The sequence below is a fragment of the Nocardioides marmorisolisilvae genome, assembly GCF_003725775.1.
Taxonomy (GTDB): domain Bacteria; phylum Actinomycetota; class Actinomycetes; order Propionibacteriales; family Nocardioidaceae; genus Marmoricola; species Marmoricola marmorisolisilvae.
The window spans coordinates 21,711-44,310 of the sequence record NZ_RJSG01000001.1 but is presented as its reverse complement, the minus strand read 5'-3'; the positions used below and the strand labels follow the sequence as shown (position 1 = coordinate 44,310).

At 69.4% G+C, this 22,600-nt stretch carries 29 protein-coding genes; 13 read left to right on the top strand and 16 right to left on the bottom strand.

Annotation, left to right across the window (positions count from 1 at the left end; translation table 11 throughout):
- The first annotated feature begins 39 nt into the window (after positions 1-39).
- Complete coding sequence (locus EFL95_RS00225; RefSeq protein WP_148044921.1) at positions 40-1,020, top strand: hypothetical protein; 981 nt, start codon at positions 40-42, stop codon at positions 1,018-1,020.
- 9 nt (positions 1,021-1,029) lie between these two features.
- Here the strand turns inward: EFL95_RS00225 and EFL95_RS00220 are convergent, their stop codons facing one another.
- Complete coding sequence (locus EFL95_RS00220; protein ID WP_148044920.1) at positions 1,030-3,000, bottom strand: VldE C-terminal domain-containing protein; 1,971 nt, start codon at positions 2,998-3,000, stop codon at positions 1,030-1,032.
- A gap of 167 nt (positions 3,001-3,167) precedes the next feature.
- The gene (locus tag EFL95_RS00215) at positions 3,168-3,941 is read right to left on the bottom strand and encodes an exodeoxyribonuclease III (protein WP_123232056.1); all 774 of its coding nucleotides are present in this window, start codon (positions 3,939-3,941) and stop codon (positions 3,168-3,170) included.
- A 43-nt stretch (positions 3,942-3,984) separates the two neighbouring features.
- On the opposite strand from EFL95_RS00215, the gene EFL95_RS00210 reads away from it, so the two are divergent.
- Positions 3,985-4,416: a hypothetical protein gene (locus EFL95_RS00210; protein WP_123232055.1), complete on the top strand. Its 432-nt coding sequence runs from the start codon at positions 3,985-3,987 to the stop codon at positions 4,414-4,416.
- On the opposite strand, the gene EFL95_RS00205 is transcribed toward EFL95_RS00210, so the two are convergent.
- Genes EFL95_RS00205 through EFL95_RS00190 form a run of 4 tightly spaced genes read right to left on the bottom strand, consistent with a single transcriptional unit; the run spans position 4,404 to position 6,939 of the window.
- On the bottom strand, positions 4,404-5,210 hold the full coding sequence (locus EFL95_RS00205; RefSeq protein WP_183406961.1) for an alpha/beta hydrolase: 807 nt from the start codon (positions 5,208-5,210) through the stop codon (positions 4,404-4,406). The genes EFL95_RS00210 and EFL95_RS00205 overlap by 13 nt on opposite strands.
- Positions 5,200-5,580 carry a hypothetical protein gene (locus tag EFL95_RS00200; protein WP_148044919.1) on the bottom strand — a complete coding sequence of 127 codons (381 nt, stop codon included), beginning with the start codon at positions 5,578-5,580 and terminating at the stop codon, positions 5,200-5,202. The genes EFL95_RS00205 and EFL95_RS00200 overlap by 11 nt, the downstream gene beginning before the upstream one ends.
- Complete coding sequence (locus tag EFL95_RS00195; protein ID WP_123232052.1) at positions 5,577-6,206, bottom strand: hemerythrin domain-containing protein; 630 nt, start codon at positions 6,204-6,206, stop codon at positions 5,577-5,579. Before EFL95_RS00195 ends, EFL95_RS00200 begins: the two co-directional genes overlap by 4 nt.
- A 40-nt stretch (positions 6,207-6,246) precedes the next feature.
- A complete protein-coding gene (locus EFL95_RS00190) occupies positions 6,247-6,939 on the bottom strand; it encodes a hypothetical protein (protein ID WP_123232051.1) in 693 nt (230 codons plus the stop codon).
- Between the two features lie 101 nt (positions 6,940-7,040).
- Here EFL95_RS00190 and ychF point away from each other — a divergent pair, with 101 nt between their 5' ends.
- Positions 7,041-8,117, top strand: coding sequence for a redox-regulated ATPase YchF (gene ychF, locus EFL95_RS00185; protein WP_123232050.1), 1,077 nt, complete (start codon positions 7,041-7,043; stop codon positions 8,115-8,117).
- A gap of 9 nt (positions 8,118-8,126) precedes the next feature.
- Here ychF and EFL95_RS00180 read toward each other — a convergent pair whose 3' ends face one another.
- Together EFL95_RS00180 and EFL95_RS00175 are read right to left on the bottom strand one after the other, a co-directional pair.
- Positions 8,127-8,771 carry a dihydrofolate reductase family protein gene (locus EFL95_RS00180; RefSeq protein ID WP_123232049.1) on the bottom strand — a complete coding sequence of 215 codons (645 nt, stop codon included), beginning with the start codon at positions 8,769-8,771 and terminating at the stop codon, positions 8,127-8,129.
- A 4-nt stretch (positions 8,772-8,775) separates the two neighbouring features.
- Positions 8,776-9,033, bottom strand: coding sequence for a hypothetical protein (locus tag EFL95_RS00175; protein ID WP_221176265.1), 258 nt, complete (start codon positions 9,031-9,033; stop codon positions 8,776-8,778).
- A gap of 50 nt (positions 9,034-9,083) precedes the next feature.
- On the opposite strand from EFL95_RS00175, the gene EFL95_RS19125 reads away from it, so the two are divergent.
- Both EFL95_RS19125 and EFL95_RS00170 read left to right on the top strand, forming a co-directional pair.
- Positions 9,084-9,272 (top strand): hypothetical protein, encoded by a 189-nt coding sequence (locus tag EFL95_RS19125; protein ID WP_148044918.1) that lies wholly within the window; start codon positions 9,084-9,086, stop codon positions 9,270-9,272.
- Between the two features lie 104 nt (positions 9,273-9,376).
- Positions 9,377-9,886 (top strand): VOC family protein, encoded by a 510-nt coding sequence (locus EFL95_RS00170; RefSeq protein ID WP_221176264.1) that lies wholly within the window; start codon positions 9,377-9,379, stop codon positions 9,884-9,886.
- Here EFL95_RS00170 and EFL95_RS00165 read toward each other — a convergent pair whose 3' ends face one another.
- Positions 9,887-10,423 carry a hypothetical protein gene (locus EFL95_RS00165; RefSeq protein ID WP_148044917.1) on the bottom strand — a complete coding sequence of 179 codons (537 nt, stop codon included), beginning with the start codon at positions 10,421-10,423 and terminating at the stop codon, positions 9,887-9,889.
- A 30-nt stretch (positions 10,424-10,453) separates the two neighbouring features.
- Complete coding sequence (gene rarD / locus EFL95_RS00160) at positions 10,454-11,359, bottom strand: EamA family transporter RarD (protein ID WP_221176263.1); 906 nt, start codon at positions 11,357-11,359, stop codon at positions 10,454-10,456.
- A gap of 34 nt (positions 11,360-11,393) precedes the next feature.
- Here rarD and EFL95_RS00155 point away from each other — a divergent pair, with 34 nt between their 5' ends.
- Entirely contained in the window at positions 11,394-11,585 is a 192-nt protein-coding gene (locus EFL95_RS00155; protein WP_123232045.1) for a helix-hairpin-helix domain-containing protein, read from the top strand.
- Here EFL95_RS00155 and EFL95_RS00150 read toward each other — a convergent pair.
- Entirely contained in the window at positions 11,582-12,253 is a 672-nt protein-coding gene (locus tag EFL95_RS00150; protein ID WP_246004731.1) for a TetR/AcrR family transcriptional regulator, read from the bottom strand. The two genes, EFL95_RS00155 and EFL95_RS00150, sit on opposite strands and share 4 nt — an antisense overlap.
- Before the next feature lie 68 nt (positions 12,254-12,321).
- Between EFL95_RS00150 and EFL95_RS00145 the strand changes: the two genes are divergently transcribed.
- Genes EFL95_RS00145 through rnhA form a run of 3 tightly spaced genes read left to right on the top strand, consistent with a single transcriptional unit; the run spans position 12,322 to position 14,463 of the window.
- On the top strand, positions 12,322-13,530 hold the full coding sequence (locus tag EFL95_RS00145; protein ID WP_123232043.1) for an oxygenase MpaB family protein: 1,209 nt from the start codon (positions 12,322-12,324) through the stop codon (positions 13,528-13,530).
- A 34-nt stretch (positions 13,531-13,564) separates the two neighbouring features.
- Positions 13,565-14,002, top strand: coding sequence for a VOC family protein (locus EFL95_RS00140; RefSeq protein WP_123232042.1), 438 nt, complete (start codon positions 13,565-13,567; stop codon positions 14,000-14,002).
- Positions 13,999-14,463, top strand: a complete 465-nt coding sequence (rnhA, locus tag EFL95_RS00135) for a ribonuclease HI (protein ID WP_123232041.1) — start codon at positions 13,999-14,001, stop codon at positions 14,461-14,463. Before EFL95_RS00140 ends, rnhA begins: the two co-directional genes overlap by 4 nt.
- On the opposite strand, the gene EFL95_RS00130 is transcribed toward rnhA, so the two are convergent.
- Positions 14,456-15,064 carry an LPXTG cell wall anchor domain-containing protein gene (locus EFL95_RS00130; protein WP_123232040.1) on the bottom strand — a complete coding sequence of 203 codons (609 nt, stop codon included), beginning with the start codon at positions 15,062-15,064 and terminating at the stop codon, positions 14,456-14,458. The genes rnhA and EFL95_RS00130 overlap by 8 nt on opposite strands.
- A gap of 144 nt (positions 15,065-15,208) precedes the next feature.
- On the opposite strand from EFL95_RS00130, the gene EFL95_RS00125 reads away from it, so the two are divergent.
- The 3 genes from EFL95_RS00125 to EFL95_RS00115 are packed head-to-tail and all read left to right on the top strand — an operon-like array spanning position 15,209 to position 17,138.
- Positions 15,209-16,315, top strand: coding sequence for a DNA glycosylase AlkZ-like family protein (locus EFL95_RS00125; protein WP_123232039.1), 1,107 nt, complete (start codon positions 15,209-15,211; stop codon positions 16,313-16,315).
- A 13-nt stretch (positions 16,316-16,328) separates the two neighbouring features.
- Positions 16,329-16,661: a TfoX/Sxy family protein gene (locus EFL95_RS00120; RefSeq protein ID WP_123232038.1), complete on the top strand. Its 333-nt coding sequence runs from the start codon at positions 16,329-16,331 to the stop codon at positions 16,659-16,661.
- Positions 16,662-16,676: 15 nt separating this feature from the next.
- A complete protein-coding gene (locus tag EFL95_RS00115) occupies positions 16,677-17,138 on the top strand; it encodes a VOC family protein (protein WP_123232037.1) in 462 nt (153 codons plus the stop codon).
- Here EFL95_RS00115 and EFL95_RS00110 read toward each other — a convergent pair.
- Together EFL95_RS00110 and EFL95_RS00105 are read right to left on the bottom strand one after the other, a co-directional pair.
- The gene (locus tag EFL95_RS00110) at positions 17,098-17,640 is read right to left on the bottom strand and encodes a hypothetical protein (RefSeq protein ID WP_123232036.1); all 543 of its coding nucleotides are present in this window, start codon (positions 17,638-17,640) and stop codon (positions 17,098-17,100) included. The genes EFL95_RS00115 and EFL95_RS00110 overlap by 41 nt on opposite strands.
- 14 nt (positions 17,641-17,654) lie before the next feature.
- Complete coding sequence (locus tag EFL95_RS00105) at positions 17,655-19,595, bottom strand: GMC family oxidoreductase (protein ID WP_123232035.1); 1,941 nt, start codon at positions 19,593-19,595, stop codon at positions 17,655-17,657.
- Between the two features lie 108 nt (positions 19,596-19,703).
- Between EFL95_RS00105 and EFL95_RS00100 the strand changes: the two genes are divergently transcribed.
- A complete protein-coding gene (locus EFL95_RS00100; protein ID WP_183406960.1) occupies positions 19,704-20,345 on the top strand; it encodes a TetR/AcrR family transcriptional regulator in 642 nt (213 codons plus the stop codon).
- Positions 20,346-20,354: 9 nt separating this feature from the next.
- On the opposite strand, the gene EFL95_RS00095 is transcribed toward EFL95_RS00100, so the two are convergent.
- The gene (locus EFL95_RS00095) at positions 20,355-21,587 is read right to left on the bottom strand and encodes a cytochrome P450 (protein ID WP_123232034.1); all 1,233 of its coding nucleotides are present in this window, start codon (positions 21,585-21,587) and stop codon (positions 20,355-20,357) included.
- A gap of 122 nt (positions 21,588-21,709) precedes the next feature.
- Positions 21,710-22,585 carry a TIGR03619 family F420-dependent LLM class oxidoreductase gene (locus EFL95_RS00090; protein ID WP_123232033.1) on the bottom strand — a complete coding sequence of 292 codons (876 nt, stop codon included), beginning with the start codon at positions 22,583-22,585 and terminating at the stop codon, positions 21,710-21,712.
- Positions 22,586-22,600 lie beyond the last annotated feature (15 nt).

The following is a 22,600-nucleotide window of genomic DNA, read 5'->3' as shown; positions in this document are numbered from 1 at the left end:
CCACCGGCCTCCGACAGAACGGCACGTACGATCGATCAGGTGCACCTCTGGGGGAGTCGAACGCTGGCCGCGGGCATGCTGCTGCTCGCCGGCCTCGGTCTGTCGTCCCCGGCGGACGCGGTCGGCACCGGCAACCCGACGATCAGCGCGCCGACCCCCACCGCCGCGCTCTACGACGGTTACACGGGCCCGTTCGTGGTCGACTTCGACGACGCCCCGGTCGGGACCTACGACTACGTGGTCCTGGAGGTCCCGGCCGTGGGCGACCCGGCGCCGGTGACGTCGGTGCAGCACTACGACAACAACGGGACCGGGCTCGACCCGCAGCTCCGGGTCACGGCGCTCGACCCGGGCAGCTACCGGTTCCAGATCAGCGACGCCGACACCGGCACCCACGCGGCCAGCGTCGACTTCACCGTCCGCAGCGGCTCCGCACCGACGTGCTCCCTGGTGGTCCCGACCCGGGTGCGTGTCCACGCTCCGCTGCAGAAGGTGACCGGAAAGCTGAACAGCACGTGCGCCGCGCTGCACACCGCGACGGCCGACTGGAAGGTCACCCGCGGCGGCCGCACCTACGACTACTTCCGCTTCGACGGGAACGCCAGCGACACCTGGTCGCTCTACGACGGCGACCCGGTCGGCGCCTACACGGTCGTGCCGCTCAGCGCCCGGTCCAGCGACTTCACCGACGTTCCGCAGAACAAGCCGACCGTGGTCGCCCGCCGCGACTCCCGGCTGGCGCTCGGCGGCTCGCGCTCCGGGAGCAGCGTCACGCTGCGCACCACGCTGACCGTCTACTCGGCGAGCACGAACGTCTTCCGGGCGTGGGCCGACAAGTACGTCGCCGTGTCGTACCGGACCTGCTCGACGTGCACCTGGCACCACTACCGAACACTGAAGACGGACGCGCAGGGCCACGCGAGCTACCGGTTCACCGCCTCGTCTTCCCGGGAGTACCGGGTCGACGCGTCCGGCACCAGCCAGGCCTGGGAGCCGATCCCGAAGTACAAGCGGCTCTGACCCTCCGCCTCAGTCGCGCACGATCGAGACGTTGAACGATCCGGAGTTGTCGCCGTAGTCCAGGTCCGCGAGCGCGATCCGCAGCGGGCCGTTCTTCGTCGCGGTGTAGTGCAGGACGTACTTGTGCCGGTAGTCGCAGCCGGACTGACGGTTGCGGCTGGTCAGCCAGTCCACGTCCTGACCGTCCACGGCGAGCCCGAAGAGGTCCTGACCCGAGGCGAGCCCGAAATCGGTGACCCAGCGCCAGTCGTTCTGCACGCACGAGGCGTCGGTCGTCAGGTCGTCGGAGACGTCCACCGTCCCGTCGACGTAGATCGTGGCTCCGCGTCCGGTCTTCAGCCGCATCGAGCTGATCCGTCCCGCCGGGTCGTTGGCCGGGACCGTGAAGGCGTCCGACGTACGGGTCCAGTCAGTACTGCGACCGACGTCCTCGGCCGGCGCTGCCGTCGGCAGCGCCACCGGGGTCACCCGGTCGAACCGGACGGTCAGCGAACCGTCGTTGTCGTCGTTGCCGGTCGGGTCGAACACGCTCAGTGCGACGCGACCGCTCTCGGTGGGCCGGTAGGTCATCGTGTGCGAGTGCAGCATGCAGCCGGTCAGGTCCTCGGCCGGGGCGCTGCCCTTGAACCGGACCCCGTCGATGTACAGCGCGCCGTGGGTCGCGCCGGGACGGTAGAGGTCCATCGACCCCTGTCGCTCCCAGCGGCCGTCGATCGAGAGGCACTGGCCGTCGGTCGCCACGCCGCGCGCGATCCGCTGGGTACCGCTGACGGTCACCTTGTACTCGACGCCGGCCTCGAGCGCCTGGTCCGACCAGGTGCCGGGGTCGCGACCGTCGAGGGTGACGTCGTCGCGGACCGCGCGGACGCTGCCGGCGATCGGCGAGCGGACCAGGGGAGCCCGCGCCGCGGTCGGCGCCTTCGGAATGCTCGACCCGATGTTGGCGGTCGGCCGTGACAGCACGACGCGGATGAGTCCGTCCTGCTGGTCGCGACCGCCCATGGTCACCTTGATCGGGGTCGTGCGCTTCTGCACGATCTTGGCCGAGTAGACGTGCTGGCCGCCGTGACAGGACGAGCTCGCCAGGATCGCGACGCCGTTGACGCGCAGCTCGGGGTCGCCGTACCGGGCCTTGACCTCGGGGCGCGGGTTCTTCTCCCACTTCTCGGTCTCGTCGTTCCAGACGCAGGTCGGGTCGGTGACCAGCTGGTGGCCGGGCCCGAACCGCGCCACCCCGTACGCCGTCACCTTGATCGTCTGACCGCGCTTGACCGCGAGCCGGGTGCTGGAGGTCTCGCCGGGCTCGGTGTAGATCGTCACCGGCCGCGCCAGGCTCAGCGTCGGGATGTCGTTGTCCTCGTGGCCGATGTCCGTCGGGGTCGGCGTCGTCGGGGTCGAGCTGCCCCCGGACAGCACGTGGCCGGAGTACCAGCTCGTCTTGCCCGCGCCGCCGGCCCGGGTCAGCGAGATGTGCATGTGGTCGCGGTGCCGCAGCGTTGCGGAGCAGGAGGAGCGGGACTTGCAGGCGGAGTTCAGGTAGGGCCGAGCCGCGAAGTTGTAGGTGCTGCTGTAGATCGTGTCGTTGAAGATGATGTACATGATCCCCATCCGACGAGCGAGCGCGTCCCGGTTGCCCGCGGAGTCGGTGGCGCGCACGCGCTTGATGAAGTCCATCGCGTAGCCGCGTTCCTTGGCGCGGTTCACGTTGACCCGCCAGTCGAACGCGCGCCCTTCCTTGTGCTCGCTGCGCCCGCCCGAGCTGCACGCCCGGGAGATGCCGTAGGAGCCGGAGCCCGGGTAGTGCTTCTGCAGGTACGCCGCGAGCTTGAGGGTGCCCTTCTTGGCGCTCGGCGAGCACTTCGTCTGCCCGTCGTACGACGGCCAGGGGTCGATCGAAGCAGCCTGGGCCGGCCCGGACAGGCAGACCAGGAGGAGCGCGACAGACGCCGTGACCCAGATGCGGAGATGACGGTGGAGCAAGGAGAAGTGCATAGCGGACCCAAACAGTGGCTGGTGGCGTAGTCCCCGTCCCTGGAGACCACCGATGCGAACAATCCGTTGTTGTTCAGTTCTTCGACCCACGATCGGCCGGGTCGGGGCCGATCTGAGGGAGTACCAGCGTTATTGGACCTGTCTGCCGCGCAAATTCAGTCCTGGAGATCGACGACCACCGGTGCGTGGTCGCTGGCACCTTGGCCGGCCCGCTCCTCGCGATCCACGAACGCTCCGGTCACGCGCGCCGCCAGCGGTGGCGTCCCGAGGAGGAAGTCGATCCGCATGCCGCGGTTCCGCTCGAAGCGCTGCCGGTAGTAGTCCCAGTAGGTGTAGATGTCCGCACCGGGCGTGTGCGGCCGCGCCAGGTCGGCGTACCCGGCGTCGAGGAAGGCCTGGAACGCGGCCCGCTCCGGCGCGGTCACATGGGTGGACGTCGCGAACTGCGCGATGTCGAAGACGTCGTCGTCGGTCGGGGCGATGTTCCAGTCGCCGACCAGGGCGACCTGCTGGTCGGTCCAGCTGGCGGCCGCATCGCGCAGGTGCTTGAGCCACTCCAACTTGTAGGCGTAGTGCGGGTCGTCGATCTTGCGGCCGTTGGGCACGTAGAGGGACCAGATCCGGACCCCTCCGCAGGTGGCGCCGATGGCGCGCGCCTCGGCGACCTCCTCCCAGGCCGGCATCGCGTCGAACCCGACGCTGACGTCCTCGAGGCCGACGCGGGAGATGATCGCGACGCCGTTCCACTGGTTGTAGCCGGCCGCGGCCACGTCGTACCCGCGGGCCTGGAGGCCCATCAGCGGGAGCTGGTCCTCACGGGCCTTGGTCTCCTGAACGGCCAGCACGTCGATGTCGTGCCGCTCGAGGAACGCCTCGACGCGGTCGATCCGGGAGCGGATGGAGTTGACGTTCCAGGTAGCGATGCGCACGGCACGACCCTAGTGCCGATGCCTGACCCGGCATGATCTGGTCATGACGCCGCTGAAGAACCAGCGCACGATCGAGGCGATGCTCGTCATCGCGATCCTGCTGGACATCACCTACTGGACGCTGTGGTTCGCCCAGCGCGACTGGATCGCCAGCGAGCACTCCCACGCCTACTACGAGTTCGAGAACGCCTTCCCGCTCGCCGACTTTTGGCTCGGCGTCGCCTGTCTGCTGGCCCTGGTCACGTTGCGCACCGGCCGTCCGAGCGCGCTGCTCTGGCTGCTCTGCTCCGGCAGCGCTGGCCTGTACCTGTTCGGGATGGACTTCCTCTACGACGTCGAGAACAGCATCTTCGCCAAGGGCGGCGGAGGCGCGTTCGAGGCCGTGATCGTCGCCCTCACGCTGATCTTCTCGGTGTCGTTGCTCCGCTGGAGCTGGGGTCACCGCGGCGAGCTGCTCAGCCGTCAGGCGAGCTGAGCCAGCACCCAGGAGGCCAGGGTCTCGGCGACCCGCTTCCAGCCGGGGTCTAGCATCACGTCGTGGGCGATGCCGGAGACCATGACCGGCTCGGTGCCCCACGCCTTCGCGGTCGCCGCCACGTCGGCCGGCGGGAAGATCGTGTCGTCCGTCGCGCCGAGGACCAGCAGCGGCACGTCGAGCGGGCGCGGCTTCGGGCGGTCGAGAACGAGCATGTCCAGGAAGGCCAGGTAGGACTCCGACTGGGTCCGGTACGTCGTGGACTCCACCACGGTGTCCGGCGCGTTCGCGGAGAAGAACAGCTCCCGCACCTGCTCGGGACTGCGGACCAGCCGGCCGAGGTTCAAGGTCGCGTTCGCGGCTAGGAAGTTCGCCGGGTGGTGCAGCGCGACCTTCGTGGTGACGCCGATGACGCCGCGTGGGGGCATCGAGGCCAGCAGAGCAGCGCCTGCGATCGGCGGGGCACCGTTCCGGGCCAAGAAGCCCTGGACCACACCCCCACCCATCGAGTGTCCGGCCAGGAAGGGCGGTGCGTCGCACGAGGCGACGACGCTGGCCACGTCGTCCACGTAGTCGCGCATCCGCATCCGGTTGAGTCGGACGCCGTCGGCCGACCCGGCGTGACCGCGCAGGCTCGGCGCCACGGTCGAGATGCCGGCCGCCGCGAGCTGCTGGGCGAAACCGTCGTGCCAGCACCAGGCACCATGCCAGGCGCCGTGCACGAGCACGATCGTGGCGCGCGGGTTCTCGGCGTCGGTCCGGATGACCTCGAGGCCGGTCGGGTCAGTCGACAACGGGTCGGAATCCTGAGCAGAGGATCCGCAGGTAGCTGATCTGCTCACCCGCGGTCCGGTAGTAGGCCTGCTGCTCGGCGGTGTGCGGTCCGTCCGGAGTGGTGATCGCGAACCGGTACGAGACGTGCGCGGTGTCCTCGACCGCGTCGTTCTCGTTGAGCTCGAGGATCGCGTCGATGTTCTCGTGCGGCGCGAACCAGGTGCCGAGCATGATCTCGATCGTGGCGTCCTGGTCCTGCGCCTCCCAGAACTTCATCGGCGTCAGACCACGGAAGTCCACGTCGGTGGCGAGCAGCTGCTTGAGCTGGGGGACGTCCTTGTCGGCCAGTGCGTGTGCGAAGCGGCGCCCGAGCGTGTGCACCTCGCTCACGCCCACACCGGGGCGATGTTCTTGCGGTAGCTACGCCCGAAGACCCCGCCGATGATGGCCAGCACGGGTTTCGGGATGTCGCGCTCGATCGCGGCCAGCTCGTCGGCCGTCGCCCCGTCGCGCACCCAGTTGAAGAAGACGCCGCCGACCGCGGGGGAGACCTTGCTGAACTTGCGGCCCATGTCCTTGATGATCGGGTCGTCCGCCTTGTCGAGCATGAGCTGCTCGACGGCGTCCTCCTCGTGACCGAGGTGGGTCTCGGTGACGCTCTGGAGGTCGGACACCGCGGTGTGCACGGCATCAGCGTCGGCCTTGGCGCCGGAGCGGCGGAACGCCGCCATCGCCAACCGGGCCTTGCCCAAGGCCTGGGACATGGTGTCGTGCTCGGCGTCGAAGCCGTCGAGCTGGGCCTGGGTGATGCCGAGTGCCAGCATCGCCGGCCAGGCGATCTCGTGCTCGCCTTCGTGGTGGTGGGTGAGCTGGGTGTCGAAGTTGTCCCAGGCGCATCCCAGCGCGGCGGCGCGCTTGGTGTCGCCGTCGCTGAAGGACGCTGTCGCCTCCAGGAAGCGCCGCAGGTCCCGGCGTACGGCGCCGTGGATCGCCTTGTTCATGCTCATCGTGGCCATGGAGGGAAACTACGCTTCCGACACGGGTGCCGGAAGGAGATCAGCGACAGCTGGCGGGAATCGTCTCGTGGACGATGAAGTGGTTGTAGGCCAGGAACGCGAAGATGCTCACGTCGTCGGAGGGAACGCCGTTCAGCACGGCGTGGACGTGGGCAAGCCGGAACTTTTGGTGGGCCTGGTTGACGTCGTTGATGCAGCGTGCGTGAAGGTGGTGCACCCGCCCGACCTCGGTGAACGCGGGCCCGTCGTTGCCGTACTGCATCCGTGCCGAGGTCGCCGTCCAGGTGGCGTCCACGTCCAAGGTGCTGCCGTCGCTCATGTGCACGCCGTGCGCCACCAGGTGCGCTCTGCTGAGGTGCTGCTGGTCGAAGGTGACGACCGGGGAGTTGGTGAAGCCCTCGACCACGGCGGACTCGATCGGCTCCCCGCCTCCTCCGGGGAAGCTGAGCGTGTGCCGGACGGCCGCGAGTACCCAGTGCGTGTGCGGCGGGGAGATCGTCCCGGGTCCGTCGTTCGTCCCGATCCGCCAGGCGCTCAGCACCACCTCGTGGCAGACGAACGGATCTTCGGGCGCGTCAGCCGGAGGACAGTCCCCGGGATAGCCCTGCAGGTAGCCGAGCACCTTCTCGACGTACTTGGTCGAGGACTTGTTCGATGCCGAGGACGGCTGGGTGATGGCCACCGTCGCGAGTGTCAGCAGCGCGGCTGCCAACAGTGCTCCACGTCGCAGCATGGCTCCTCCTGGGGGCTCGTTCCTCCGATCCTCGGCGTGGCGCGGGCCTGCGGCAATGGCCCGTCCGGACCACCCCCTCCGCGCCCGTAGAATCACCCCCCGTGGCTCTTACCATCGGCATCGTCGGACTCCCCAACGCAGGCAAGTCGACGCTCTTCAACGCCCTCACCAAGAACAACGTGCTCGCGGCGAACTACCCGTTCGCGACGATCGAGCCGAACGTCGGCGTCGTCGCCGTCCCGGACGAGCGGCTCGGCAAGCTCGCCGAGGTGTTCGCCTCCGCCAAGGTGCTGCCCGCGACCGTCGAGTTCGTCGACATCGCCGGCATCGTGGCGGGAGCGAGCCAGGGCGAGGGTCTGGGCAACAAGTTCCTGTCCCACATCCGCGAGGCCTCGGCGATCTGCCAGGTCACCCGCGTCTTCCGCGACGAGGACGTCACCCACGTCGACGGCGAGGTGAACCCGGCCAGCGACATCGGCACCATCCAGACAGAGATGATCCTGGCCGACCTGCAGACCGTGGAGAAGGCGATCCCGCGGCTGGAGAAGGAGACCCGCGGCAACAAGGCGATCGCGGCGAACCTCGAGGCGACCAAGCAGGCACAGGAGCTGCTCGAGGCCGGGACGCCGATCATCGCCTCCCAGCTCGACCTCGAGCTGCTGCGCGAGCTGAGCCTGCTCACCGCCAAGCCCTACATCTACGTCTTCAACTGCGACGCCGACGAGCTCGGCGACGAGGACCTCAAGAACGAAATGCGCGCGCTGGTCGCGCCGGCCGAAGCGATCTTCCTGGACGCCAAGTTCGAGTCCGAGCTCGTCGAGCTGGGTGACGACGACGAGGCCCGCGCCATGCTCGCCGAGATGGGCGTCGACGAGCCCGGCCTCGACGTGCTCGCCCGGGTCGGCTTCGACACCCTCGGCCTGCAGACCTACCTGACGGCCGGCCCCAAGGAAGCGCGCGCCTGGACCATCAAGAAGGGCGCCACCGCGCCCGAGGCCGCCGGGGTCATCCACACCGACTTCCAGAAGGGCTTCATCAAGGCCGAGATCGTGTCGTACGACGACCTGATGGAGGCCGGCTCGATGGCGAACGCCAAGGCCGCCGGCAAGGTCCGCATGGAGGGTAAGGAGTACGTCATGGTGGACGGCGACGTGGTGGAGTTCCGTTTCAACGTCTGAGTGTTGAACTCACCTGCGGAAGGTGAGGTGCACCGTGCCGCTCTCCGCGGTCTCCGCGATGACCTCGTAGCCGGCCTCGAGACCGCGCAGGTCGTCCCACAGCCGGATCCCGCGGCCCAGCAGGATCGGCGCGATCGCGACGTGGAGCTGGTCGACCAGGCCGGCGCGCAGGTAGTCCTGGACCACGGTCGGGCCACCACCGATGCGGACGTCCTTGCCGTCGGCCACCGCGAGCGCGCGGTCGAGCGCCTCCTGCGGCGTCGCCTCGAGGAAGTGGAAAACCGTCCCGTTCTCGAACTCGATCGGCGGGCGGGCTGTTCCGTGGGTGAGGACGAACACCGGGATCCGGAACGGCGGCTCGTCTCCCCACCAACCCTTCCAGTCCGGGTCGTCAGGGAAGTTGTGCAGGCCGAACATGCCGGCGCCCATGATCTCCGCGCCGAGCTCGTCGAAGTAGGCGACGGCGTACTGGTCGTCGACGCCGGTGGTGCCCTCGCCGGAGGTGTCGTGCAGGACGCGCTCGCGGAAGGTCCGGGTCGAGGTGTAGGCGGTGGTCAGGCGTGGCCAGTCCTCACCGAACGGGTTCTCGGGAGTCTGGTCCGTCGTGGTCGCGAACCCGTCGAGGGAGATGTTGAGGTCAACGCGGACTGCCATGCACTCACCCTACTGACGGGTCCACCCAGGTCTTCCGATCCAGCCACGTCCGCCGGGCCAACCACAGCCAGCAGCAGATGGCGCCCGAGGACAGCACCGCGGGCACCGGGTGGTCGAGCATCAGGGAGGCCGCCACGGCTGCCCCGAACGCGGTGAGGTTGAGGACGACGTCGTAGACCGGCGCGATGAAGCGGCGGTTGATCACGTGCGCCACGGCGATCACCAGTCCGCACGAGAACGTCACCGAAAGCAGGAAGCTCACCACGTCCGACAGTCTCCTGATCTGGTCAAGTCCGGGGCTAGGCTGGAGCTGTGGACAACGATCCGCCCGTGGCTGCCGACGACTTCCCGGAGTTCGCCGAACCTCCGCAGCACAAGCCTGCGCCCGGCCACCACGCCCGGCAGAAGCCCGAGCCCGAGCCGGAGAGCAACGAGGCCCAGGCGGCGGCTGACGACGTGATCGCGCGGCTGCGTCGCGAGCGCGCCGAAGGCAAGCGTTGATCGACGAGATCCTGGTCGCGGATTCGCCTGCAGCCTGGGAATCCGCGGGCTTCACGGTCGACCCGGATGGTGTTTGCCGTGTCGGCTCTGTGCGGATCCGGCTGGTGGGCGAGGGCGAGAAGCGCGGCATTGTTGGGTGGGCGCTGCGCGCCGAGGTGGACGGTGACCTGGACGGCGTACCGACGACGTCCTCGGACCAGCCGTTGGCCGAGCCCGCGACGCATCTGAACGGAGTCACCTCGATCGACCACGTGGTGCTGCTCTCACCCGACCTCGAGCGCACGAAGACTGCGCTGAAGGCGCTCGAGCTCGACGCCCGCCGGGAACGGCACGGCGAGCTGGCCGGCGCCGCCATTCGGCAGGTGTTCTACCGGCTGGACGATGTCATCCTCGAGGTCGTCGGCTCACCCGACACGGCCGGCGACGGACCGTCGAACCTGTGGGGGATCACCTTCGTCGCAGACGACATCGAGGCGGCTGCCGCGTTCTTCGGCGAGAAGACCTCACCGCTGAAGGACGCGATCCAACCGGGCCGCCGGATCACCACGTTGCGGCACCGGGAGCTCGGGATGTCCGCGCGGACCGCGCTGATCAGCCCGCACGTGAAGAGCTGATCACCACGCTGCCGGGTGGATGAAGGCGGCCGCTGGTCGGCCGAGCCACTGCGTCACCCGCATGACCAGGTCCATGTCCGCGGTGCGGGCGGTCTTCAGATTGGTCAGTCGTGCGGGTGTGCAGCCGATCTCCTCGGCGAGGGTGGCCCAGGTCAGACCGAGCTCGGTGCGCCGGTCGTTGAGCTCGGCGTGCACCTCGTCCAGGTTCCAGCGCAGTCGGTGCTCAGGGCCGGCCTCGGGGAGCGCGACGGGTCCGACGTCGACGACCGGTCCGCTGAGGAACTCCTCGGGGGCGCTGCCCATCCAGCGCAGCATGAACATCGCGTACTGGCAGGAGATGTCGCCGCGGTCGCCGAACCGGGGGACCGCGCCGCCGCACAGCGGGTGGTCCTCGGGACGGTCCGCGTTGAGTGCCTCGGACTGCTCCCACAGCTGGTCGGCCAGCTCGTACCAGCCGAGCCCGCGCTGCTCACGCTCGCCGTCGAGGGCGGCGTACATCGCAGCGCAGTCGAACCTGGGCAGGACCCGAGTCGTCATGGGATCACGATGCGCCGGGCTGACCAGGTTTCACAAGGCGCTGGCCTCGGCGGTCAGCAGCAGCTGGCTGCGCCGGTGCTGCACCGACTCCCAGGTGAAGATCACCAGAGCCACCCAGACCAGGCCGAAGCCGACCCAGCGCATCGGGGTCATGGTCTCGTCGAGGAACGTGACGCCGAGGACGAACTGGATCACCGGCGCGAGGTACTGGAGCAGACCCAGCGTCGTCATCGGCACCCGGATCGCGGCGGCCCCGAAGCACATCAGCGGGACCGCCGTGATCAGACCGGTCGAGGCCAGCAGGGCACTGTGTCCCAGGCCGTGGCCGAGGAAGTGGCTGTGGCCGGTCACGCCAGCCCAGATCAGGTAGCCGCCGGCGAGCGGAGCGAGCGCCAGGGTCTCGTAGGACAGGCTCTCGACGGACTCGACGCCGGCCTGCTTCTTGGCCAGGCCGTAGGTGCTGAACGAGAACGCCAGGATCAGCGCGATCCACGGCGGTCGGCCGTACTCGATCGCCAGGCCGACCACGGCCAGGCCGGCGATGCCGAGCGCGATCCACTGCCAGGTGCGCAGCCGCTCGCCGAGGATGACCACGCCCATCAGCACCGTCACCAGCGGGTTGATGAAGTACCCGAGCGAGGTCTCGACGACCTTGTGGTTGTTCACGCCGTAGATGTAGGTGCCCCAGTTCATCGCGATCGTCACCGCGGCGAGGGTGAGGAGCCCGAGCGTGCGCCGGTCGGTGAAGATCGCGCGGAACTGCTCGACGCGCTTGGCCAGGACCAGGACGACGGCCATCGTCAGCACCGACCACACGATCCGGTGACCGAGGATCTCGATCGCGCCGGCCGGCTTCAGGTGCGGCCAGTAGAGCGGGAACAGGCCCCACATCAGGTACGCCGCGACGCCGTACGCGAAGCCTCGGCGTTGATCCACGGCGCCACCTTAGGGCGCGGGCTAGGGTCGCCGCATGGCAGTTGTTCCTGACCGCGGTCCGGTGTTCGACGGCGTCTCGATCGGGCGCCCGGCGACCGGCGCGCTCCTCGACGCGGGCTTCGGATCGGTCGCGGACCTGCCCGAGCGGCTCGAGGACCTGCTGGAGCTGCACGGTGTCGGCCCCAGCGCCGTACGCCGGCTGGCCGAGGCGCGCGCCGCCCGTTAGCGGCCGGCCGGCTCGAGCATCGGCACCAGGAACCTGCGCGCGAGATCGGCCAGCTGCTCGTCGTCGGCCAGGTCGACGACGTCGCTCGGGGTGATCAGGAACGACGTCGACATCCGCACCATCAGCTCGGCGACCAGGTCGACGTCGGTGTCGGTGGCCACGTTGCCCGCGGCCTGCTCGCGCCGCAGCTGGCCGGCGACGAACCCGCGCACGGTCGCGGTCAGCACCCGGCCACCGTCGCCGATGATCGAGGGCACCAGCGAGCTGGGCTCCTCGATCATCAGGGTGCTGATCAGCTCGTTGCTGCGGATCGTGCGCAGCGAGCTCACGAAGCCCAGGACCACCCGGTCGGCGGCGGTCCGGGCGTCTCGGATGTCGAGGACGAACTGGTCGAAGTAGCGGCGGTACTCCCGGCGTACGAGCTGCTCGACCAGCACGTCCTTGGTGGAGAAGCGGCGGTAGACGGTGATCCGGGAGACCCCGGCGCGCTTCGCGACGTCCTCCATGGTCGAGGAGCGGATGCCGCGTCGGCAGAACTGTTCGTACGCCGCGTCGAGCACGCGGTGGCTGGTCTCGTCGAGCTCCTCGGCCGGCGGGGCGAACGCCTCGGCGAAGGCGCGCTCGATCATCGATTCGGGCCCGGATTCCTGCTCGGTGATTGCGGCCAACGCGCTCTCCATGCTCTGATACGCAGATACAAGACTTGTATCACTGTATCAGGAAGCGAGCCGAAACCATGGACCAGATCAGCCGTCGCAGCCTTCTTTTCTCGGGCGGAGCCACGCTCGGCGCCCTCGCCGTCGGTTCCGGGGCCTGGACGTGGCCGGCCTCGGCGTCGATCGCCGGCGGCGGCCCGGGAGCGGACCCGCGCTGGGTCTGGGACGACGTCGCCGACCCGCTGATCGCCGACGTCATCGACCGCGGTGACGTCGACCTGGTGAACTCCCTGATCCGGACCTGGACGACCAACGGCCAGCCGCTGCCGGCCGGTCTTCCCGCCGACGTCCACGACTTCATGGAGAGCGCACGTCAACTGCCGTCCTGGGCCGACCCGGCCAAGCTCGACGCGTCCTTCACCTTCACCACCAAGCGCGGCCTCTACCTCGGCGCCCTCTACGGGCTGGGCAGCGGGATGATGAGCACCGCGATCCCGCACGAGGCCAGGGCCGTCTACTACTCCAAGGGCGGCGCGGACATGAAGGACCGCATCTCCAAGACCGCCAAGCTCGGCTACGACATCGGAACCGAGAACGCCTTCGACCCCGACGGCACGATGATCGTGACCTGCGTGAAGACCCGGATGGTCCACGCCGCCGTCCGGCACCTGCTGCCGAAGTCGGGCTTCTGGCAGCAGACCGCCGACCAGCAGGTCCCGATCAGCCAGCGGGACATGATGATCACCTGGCACAGCCTGGCCTCGTTCACCTGGCAGAAGCTGGCCGCCTGGAAGGTCCAGATCCCGAAGGCCGAGGGCGACGGGTTCCTGCACTCCTGGCAGCTGACCGCGCACATGCTCGGCATCCGCGACGAGTACATCCCGGCGACCTGGGACGAGGCGATCAGCCAGTCGCACCAGGTGCTCGACCCGGTGCTCGGCGCTACCCCGGAGGGGATCGAGCTGGCTGACACCCTGCTCAACCTGGCGGCCTCCGTCGACGGCGGCGCCCTGTCCTACCCGTTCCTCGCCGCGGCCACCCGCTACAACCTGGGTGACCAGCTCTGCGACGCGCTGCAGATCAAGCGGAACGTGTACTGGGACAACTTCTTCAAGGCGGGCTGGCCGCCGTTCGTCGCCTTCCGCGAGGCCGGTCTGGCGATGCCGTTCGCCCCCGCCGGCTACTGGATGTTCGACGAGTTCCTGCGCCGGGGTGCGTTGTTCTACCTCTCCGACGGCAAGCCGATCAGCATCGAGATCCCGAGCGGGAACAACCCGAACTACGGCTGAGCGCTGCGAAGTTCCGGGCCACTACTCTGACCGCATGATCACCGCGGTCCACACCCTCGTCTACTCCGACGACCCGACGGCGACGCGCGCGTTCTTCCAGGACGTGCTGCGCTGGCCGTACGTGTCCGAGGGCGATGCCGGGGACGGCGGTGTCGGGGGCGCCGGCACCGGCGGGTCGGACCCGGCGGAGTGGCTGATCTTCGGCACCGGGCCGAGCGAGCTCGGCGTGCACCCGACCTCGGGCGTGCACGGCGGCAAAGAGTGGACCTCGCCGAAGCACCACGCGATCGCGGTGATGTGCGACGACCTGGACGCGACCGTCGCCGAGCTGAAGGGCCGGGGCGCCGAGATCGGGGAGACCCGGGAGATGGGCTTCGGGCGCGGAGCGCTGATCACCGTCCCCGGCGCCGACGACATGCTCCTCTACGAGCCGAAGCACGCCGTCGCCTATCACCTGGGCGCACCGCAGTGACGAGTCCTGCGACCGAGGAGATCGTCACCATCCACACCGATGGGGGCTGCACTCCGAACCCCGGTCCGGGTGGCTGGGGAGCGGTGCTGCGGCAGGGCGAGCACCTGCTCGAGCTCTGCGGCGGCGAGTCCGGCGAGACCACCAACAACCGGATGGAGCTGACGGCACCGATCATGGCGCTGGAGGCGCTCAAACGTCCGGTGACCGTGCACCTCTACACCGACAGCACCTATGTCCGGAACGGCATCACGAAGTGGGTGCACAGCTGGAAGCGCAACGGCTGGAAGACCTCGGCCAAGGCGCCGGTGAAGAACGTCGACCTGTGGCAGCGGCTGGAGGAGGCCTGCGCCAAGCACCAGGTCGAGTGGTTCTGGGTGAAGGGGCACGCGGGCGTCGAGGACAACGAGCTCGCCGACCAGCTCGCCACCCGCGGCATGCAGGAAGCGATGACGGCTAGCTGAGCCGTTCGACCGCGAAGGCCACCGGCCCGCGGCGCAGCGAGCGCTGCACCGTCACCGCTCCGGCAAGCAGGGCCAGCAGTCCCGCGAGGACCAGCCACAGCGCCGGACCTCCCGTGTTCGGCAGGCCACCGGGGTGGTGCGGGGGCTTCGGCGGTTCGACGATCCCGCCGGGCACGATCGTCAGCGGAGGGTCGACGGTGGCGGCGGCGGGGATCCGCACGACCAGCGCCTGGGCGTCGTGACGCGATCCGGAGTTCGCCGCCGGCGGCACCGGCTTGGGCTTGCCCGGGGGCGTGTGGACGACGCAGGTGACGACGATGTTGAGCCGGGTCCGGTGGTCGACCTCCGGGGTGACGAACGTCGTCCGGATCGAGCGGGCGATCGTGTGCCGGCGTTCGCCGTGGAAGGTGACGATCCAGTCGCAGAGGGCGTTGGCGCGCGCGGTGACGGTGACCGGGTCCCCGCCGACGACGACCGTCCTGCTCAGGTGCAGCTCGATGTGGGGCACCTTGGCCGGAGCCGCGACGCTGGACGCGGGCAGGCCGAGGACACCGAGGAAGGCGAGAGCGACGGCGCATGCGTACGCCGCTCGTCTGGTCATCCACGTTTCCCCACTGGGGCCCCCGCCCCGTCGCATGTACACGTACACACCCGTTGTGATCGGCACCGTAGGGGCCGGAGATGAACAACAGGGGAATGAATTCAACTGGTCTGGACGTCGGTGCCGGCCGGTAGCCTCCGAGGCGTGACCGAGGTGCACCGATTGTCCCGTCAGGAGGCCCGGCGGATCGCCGTGCGGGCGCAGCTCCTGACCCGGGAGCGCCCTCGCGACGTCGTCGAGACGGTACGTCGGCTGACCGTGGTCCAGATCGAGCCGACCGCGCCGATCGCCCCGAGCGCCGACCTGGTGCTCTGGAGCCGGATCGGGTCCCGCTACCGGGTCGAGGACTTCCAGGCCGCCCGGGACGACCTGTCGCTGATCGAGGTGCAGGGCCTGCTGCGCAGCGCCGACTACCTGGCGCTGCTGCGTGACGAGATGGCGCACTGGCCCGGGCGCGGTGAGCTCAAGGACTGGCAGCACGACCTGCGCGACTGGGTCGAGGCGAACGGCGCGTGCCGGCTCGACCTGCTCGACCGGCTCCGGATGGACGGTCCGCTGCCGACGAGCGCGTTGCCGGACAGCTGCGAGGTGCCGTGGCGCTCGACCGGGTGGAGCAACAACAAGAACGTCGGGCGGCTGCTCGAGTTCATGGTCCAGCGCGGCGAGGTGGCCCTGGCCGGGCGCGAGGGCGGCGAACGGCTGTGGGACCTGGCCGAGCGGGTCTACCCCGACGAGACGGTCGTGCCCGCCGAGGAGGCGGACCAGCGGATCAACGAGCTGCGGCTGACCAGCCTCGGGATCGCGCGGGCGAAGGTCGCACTCGCGCCCGGCGAACCGCACCAGGTCGGTCCGGTCGGTGAGCCCGCGGTCGTCGAGGGGGTGAAGGGCGAGTGGCGGGTCGACCCGGCCCAGCTGGACCAGCCCTTCGAGGGCCGCGCTGCGCTGCTCTCGCCGTTCGACCGGCTGGTGGCCGACCGCAAGCGGCTGACCGAGATCTTCGAGTACGACTACCTGCTGGAGATGTACAAGCCGGCCGCGAAGCGGCAGTGGGGCTACTACGCGCTGCCGATCCTGTTCGAGGACCGCCTGGTCGGGAAGCTCGATGCGACCGCGGACCGCAAGGAGGGTGTGCTGCTGGTCGACGCGGTCCACCAGGACGTGCCCTTCACCAAGAAGATGACCGCGGCGATCGATGCCGAGATCGACGACCTGGCCCGCTGGCTGGACGTCGAGGTCCTGCGAGCCGGATAGGAAGGACGAGGAGATGGCGTACGACGAGGACCTGGCCGACCGGATCCGCGAGGCGACGAGCGCCGTGGACGGTCTCACCGAGAAGCGGATGTTCGGCGGCCTGGCGTTCCTGGTCAACGGGAACATGGCGGTCGCCGCGAGTGGCCAGGGCGGGCTGCTGCTCCGGGTCGACCCCGGGCGTTCCGAGGAGCTGGTCGACGACGTCGCCGTCACCCGGATGGAGATGCGCGGCAAGGAGATGGACGGCTGGCTGCGCATCACCGATGCAGCGGTCGAGAACGATGCCGAGCTGCGTCGCTGGGTCGATCTCGGAGTCGGATACGCGGGGTCGCTGCCCCCGAAGTAAGCAAGACTGACGCCCATGATCCAGGGCTTCTCGCACATCGGCATCGGCGTCTCCGACCTCGACGCCTCGATCCGCTTCTACTCCGAGGTCTTCGGCTTCTCCGAGCTCTACCGGCTCGACTTCACCAACAACGAGGTCGCGGCCACCATGGAGCAGGAGGGTGCGTTCCGCTCGGCGATGCTGCTGCGCGGTGACGTCCGGATCGAGCTGCTCCAGTGGGTCGACGTCCCGACCTCGGGCGGTGGCAAGAAGCCGATGACCGAGCTCGGGTTCACGCACCTGTCGTTCCGCGTCGAGGAGATCGACGACCTGACCGAGGCGGTCGTGGCGAACGGGGGTGCGGTGCACACCCAGACGCTGTCGTACGTCGGGCCCGAGGGCACCGCGCAGACCGGGCTGCTCTACTACACCGACCCGGACGGCACCCGGATCGAGGTCATGACGAACGTGCCGCAGCTGTCCACGTTGAGCCAGTAGGCGCAGCCGGCGCCTCGTCGACGGTGCCGACGTCGCGCAGCAGGAACCAGGCAGCCGCCATCGTGACGCCGGCGATCGCGGTGAAGCCGAGCCCGCCGAGGCTGCCCCAGCTGAGGAAGTGGCGGTCGAACATCTCGTCGGCGTCGCGGGTGTTCCGCCAGTTGTTGTAGGCGACCGAGAGGATCGGTCCGGTCACGACCACGGCTGCGTAGGCGAGCGGCGTCCAGGGCTGGCGGTGCACCCGCGCGGTCTGGATGACCCCGAGGACGAGCGCCGGAAGGATCAAGTTCCACGACGCGATCCAGAGCAGGAACAGGCTGCCGTCGAGCAGGAACGAGAAGTGCAGCGAGGAGGAGCTCCCGGCGTGGAACGAGTGCCAGTTCCGGTAGGCGTTCAGGATGTCGAACACCCCGATGAGCGCGGTGGTCCCGGCCCAGCCGCCGAGCAGCAGCAGCGAGACCAGTCGCATGGACCGGTTGCTGCTCACCTCGAACTCGCGCACGAGGTCAGTATCGCTCAGCCGAGCCGGGCCGCCAGGCGCTTCGCGTTCATGTAGGAGATCGCCTCGATCGAGATCATCGGGTTCACCCCGGACGCGGTCGGGAAGCAGGACGCGTCCGCGACGACCAGGTTCTTAACCTCCCAGGTCTCCCCGTCCGGGTTGAGCGCCGAGATCTCCGGGCTGCCACCCATCCGCGCGCTGCCCATGATGTGCAGGGCGGCCAGCGCCAGGGTCGCGGGGGCTGCCCCGGCCGCGCGCACGCGGGCCATGAAGGAGTCGATGCTCTCCTTGCCGGGTTCGTACCCGACGGTCTTGTGGTGGGTCGTGTAGACCTGCGTCGCGCCGGCGCCCTCGGCGATCTTCGCGGCGCCCTCGAAGCCCTTCATCAGCAGCTCGGTGTCGCCGGGGGAGAGCACGTAGCTGGCGATCGGCTCGCCCTCCTTGCCGATCTTCACGGTGCCGCCCGGGCCCTTGTCGCGGACGATCATCGCGACGCCGAGCATGTGCTTGAGATCCTGCATCCGCTCCAGGTGCTGCTTGCCGCTGCGCCAGTTCACGAAGCCGGAGCCGAACGCCGGCGTGAGCGGTGCGGTCTCGTAGAGCACGCCGTAGCCGTCGCCGGTCAGGTCGGTCCACTCGTTGACGTAGCGGGCCTGGGTGGCGCCCTCCCACGGGTTCACCAGCTCGGGCACCCGGGCCCACAGCGCGGTGGCCGGGTGCAGCCGGAGGTGCTTGCCGATGTTCGGGTTCTTCAACCCCGAGCGCAGCAGCAGGGCCGGGGTCTGGATCGCGCCCGCCGAGACGACGACGGCCTTGGACTTCACGGTCAGCACGTCTCCGCCCGGCGACACCGCGGTGACGCCGACGGCCTTGCCGTTCTCGATCGTGACGGTGGTGGCCTTGGCGCCGACGTACATCCGGGCGCCGTTCTCCTGCGCGTCGACCAGCCAGGTCTTGGCCACCGACTGCTTGGCGCCGATCCGGCAGCCCATGCCGCAGCGGCCGCACTCGATGCCCTGGTCGCAGCCGATCACGTTGCGCGGCATGGCGTCGACGTTCCAGCCGATCGCCTTGGCGCCCTTCTCCAGCAGCTCGTCCCGGACGCCGGCGCCGGGGTGGTCCTTGTTGACGCCGAGGCGGGCGTTGACGGCGTTCAGCGCGTCGTCGTACTCGGAGGTGGTGAACTGCGGGGTTCCGAGCGCGGCCCACTCCGCCCGGACGTGGTCGGGCGTGGGGAACGAGGTCGTGTAGTTCACGATCGTCCCGCCGCCGAGCCCGCGACCGGCGACCAGGGCGATCTGGCCCTCGGAGGTGACCTGCGGAGCGCCGGCGTACAGCTGGCTGAACCCGGTGCGCTCGCTGCCGTCGAAGTCTCGGTCGTCGTGGTACTCGCCGGCCTCGAGCACGACGACGTCGAGCCCTGCCGCCGCGAGCACCCCGGCCGCGGTGCCGCCGCCGGCACCCGACCCGACGATCACCACGTCGCAGACGATGGTCTCGTCCTGGGTGACGTGCTCCGGCTTGAGGGCCGGATCCGGAGCGCTCGGCAGCGGTCCGGGAGGTCCGGCGTACCCCATGGAGTCCCAAAGCGGCTGTCCGCCGGTGATGTAGTACGGCCCGAGCGCGGCCTGCTTCAGGCCCTGGAAGAGCGCCCGCTTCGCACCGATCCGGGAGTCGGACAGCGAGAGCAGCACGGCCTCGCGCTGGGCCTGGGTGAGCGAGGAGAACTTGCGCGGCTTGCCGGTGAGCACGAAGCCGAGGAACCGGGTGTCCCACAGGCGCAGCAGGGTGCGCAGTTGCTTGAGCTCGGCTTCGCGCGGGTTCATCGCCGCCAGCTCGAGGGCGAACTCGGGAGCTCCGACCTTGCTCGCGGCGGGGATGCCGGCCCCGTCCCCGGGGGCGAAGGTGTCGGTGATGAGTCGCAGTGCGGCCAGGTGCTGCTCGGTGAACGCCATGGCGGGAACCTACTGCTCACCCCGGGGGCAGGGAAGGGACCCGACACCAACTCCGGGGCTCCGAGGTGGTGCCGGAGACCAAGTGGGCGACCCCCTAGGGTGAGGGCCGTGAGTGAGACCGGACGGAGACGAGGACCCAGGTCCGACGTCGACGTACCCGTCGTGCTGCTGGACACGGCCGAGGAGCTGTTCGGCACCGCGGGCGTCGACAACGTCTCCATGCGCTCGGTCGCCCGCGAGGCCGGGGTCGCGCCGGCGGCGGTCACCCACCACTTCCCGAGCAAGCGCGCGCTGGTCGAGGCGGTCGTGCACCGCCGCGGCGGCCGCGTCGGCGACGCGGTTCGAGGCCGGTTGGCCGCGCTGGCCGAGCGCGAGAACCTGGTCACCCGCGACCTGGTCGAGTCGGTGCTGCTGCCGTTCGTCGAGGAGATCAACACCGATCCCACCGACGGCATCAGCTGGCTGAAGATCGTGATCACCCTGGCGCTCAACGGCGACGACATCATCGCTACCGAGATCGTCGGTGACGACGGAGACATCGCCGAGCTGTTCATCAACGCGGCGTCCAAGGTGCCGGGCCTGTACCCGGGCGTCGGCGAGCTGCGCGCGCCGATCGCGATGTTCTCGATGTTGACCGCGCTGGCGACCGCCGACCTCGGTGGTTACGGACGTCCGGTCGGCCCGAAGGGCTTGGACCCGGAGTTCGTCGAGCAGCTGACGGTCTTCACCGCCAGCGGGCTGGGTGCCTGAACAACGCAATCAGGAGAGCCGGACCCGCATCTCCTTGATGCCGTTGATCCAGCTGTGGCGGAGCCGCACCGGCTCGCCGAGGCGCTCGATCTTGGTGCACTGGTCGGCCAGCTCGTTGAAGATCAGGTTCATCTCGACCCGAGCCAGGTTGGCGCCGATGCAGTAGTGGGCGCCGTGGCCGCCGAAGGCCAGATGCGGGTTCGGGTCGCGGGCGATGTCGAAGGTGTGCGGGTCGGTGAAGACCTCTTCGTCGTGGTTGCCCGAGGCGTAGAACAGGCCCACCCGCTGGCCGGCCTTGATCAGCTGGCCGCCGACCTCGACGTCGTTGGTGGCGGTGCGCTGGAAGACGTTGACCGGGGTGGCCCAGCGGGTGATCTCGTCGACCATCGTGCTCGGGCGCTCGGCCACCCACTTCTCCCACTGCTCGGGGTGGTTGAGGAAGGCGTCCATGCCGTGCGAGATCGCGTTGCGGGTGGTCTCGTTGCCGGCCACGGTGAGGATGATCACGAAGTAGCCGAACTCGTCGTCGGTCAGGCCGCGACCGTCCTTGTCGGCGTTGATGAGCTTGGTGACGATGTCGTCGCGCGGGTTGGCCTTCCGGTCGGCGGCCATCTCCATCGCGTAGCCGAGGATCTCGGCCGAGGCGACCTCGTTCTGGCCCTCGAACTCCGGGTCCTCGCCGGCGAGCATCATGTTCGACCAGTCGAAGAGCTTCTTGCGGTCCTCCTGCGGGACCCCGAGCAGGTCGGCGATCGCCTGCAGCGGCAGCTCGGCGGCGACCTCGGTGACGAAGTCGACGTCACCCTTGGCCAGCGCGTCCGCGACGATCTTGCGGGCCCGGTCCTTCAGGCCCTCCTCGAGCGCCATGATCGCGCGCGGGGTGAAGCCGCGGCTGATGATCTTGCGGGTCTGGTCGTGCTCGGCGCCGTCCTGGTTGAGCAGCATCACCCGCTGGAACTCGATCATCTCCCGCAGCATCCCCTCGGGGAACCGGATGATCGCGGAGTTGTCGCCGCTGTTGAAGTTCTTGGAGTCCTTCGAGACCTTCGAGACGTCCTCGTGGCGGGAGATGGCCCAGTAACCGGTGCCGCCCTCCATGCCGTCGCGCGAGGACTGGGGCTGCTCGACCCAGTGCACCGGCGAGGTCTGCCGGGCGATCGCGTGCTCGTCCAGCGGTACGCCGGCCAGCATCGTGTCCGGGTCGGTGAAGTCGAAGCCCTCGGGCAGTTCGGTGGTGGTCATCGCAGGTGAGTTCCTTGTCTCGACGCAGAGGTTATTTGACCAGGCGAGCAAATAACACGTTCTAGTTTAGCCAGGGACCGGCAAAGAGGGAACCGTTTCGACCGCCTTCGGGACCTTCGGTCTCAGCCCCCGGCGAGGGGCTTGAGAACGTCCTTCGCGAAGCGCTCCATGCCGTCGATCTTCTGCTCGAGACTGGCTCGCCGGCCGTGGTAGTACATCCATGGCTGGGTCATCACGTCGGTGACCCCGCCGGCCTCGGCGCGCTCGAAGTCGGCCGGCAGCAGGGCGTCGTTCAGCGCGGCGATCACGGTCGGTGCGGGCCGGTCCGCCTCGCCGGTCTGCTCGCGGATCTCGCGCAGCCGGGTGGCGATCGCGATCGCGTCGTCGGTGGAAGAGATGTCGCCGACCCACCCGTCGTACCGGGCGGCGCGGCGCAGCGCGACCGGGGTCATCCCGCCGAGCAGGATCGGCACCCGGGCTGCCGGGCGCGGCTTCATCGTCAGCCGCGGCGTCGGGTAGTGCTCGCCGTCGGTCTCGGCCCAGTCGTTCTCCCAGAGCTCGCGCAGCAGCGCCAGACCCTCGTCCGTACGCCGCCCGCGGGAGGCGAAGTCCTGGCCCAGCAGGTCGAATTCCTCCACGCACCAGCCGGCGCCGACGCCGAGCCGCACGCGGTCGCCGGTGAGCACCGCAGCGGTGCCGACCGACTTCGCCACCTGGTACGGACTGCGCAGCGCGGCGACGTAGATCGAGGTGAAGAAGGTCAGCCGCGTCGTCACCGCTCCCATCGCGCCGAAGAGCACCCACGGGTCCGGCCACTCGCACTCCGGCCCCCACCGGCGCGAGCCGTCCGCCTCGTAGGGGTAGGGGGTGCTGATCGACTCCAGGTCGACGACGTGGTCGCCCACGCAGAAGGAGTGGTAGCCCAGCTCGTCGGCGGCGATCGCGAGCGGCAGGAGCTCGGCGGTGGGGATGAGCGCGCCGACGATGGTGAAGTCCACGTTCGGAGCATACCG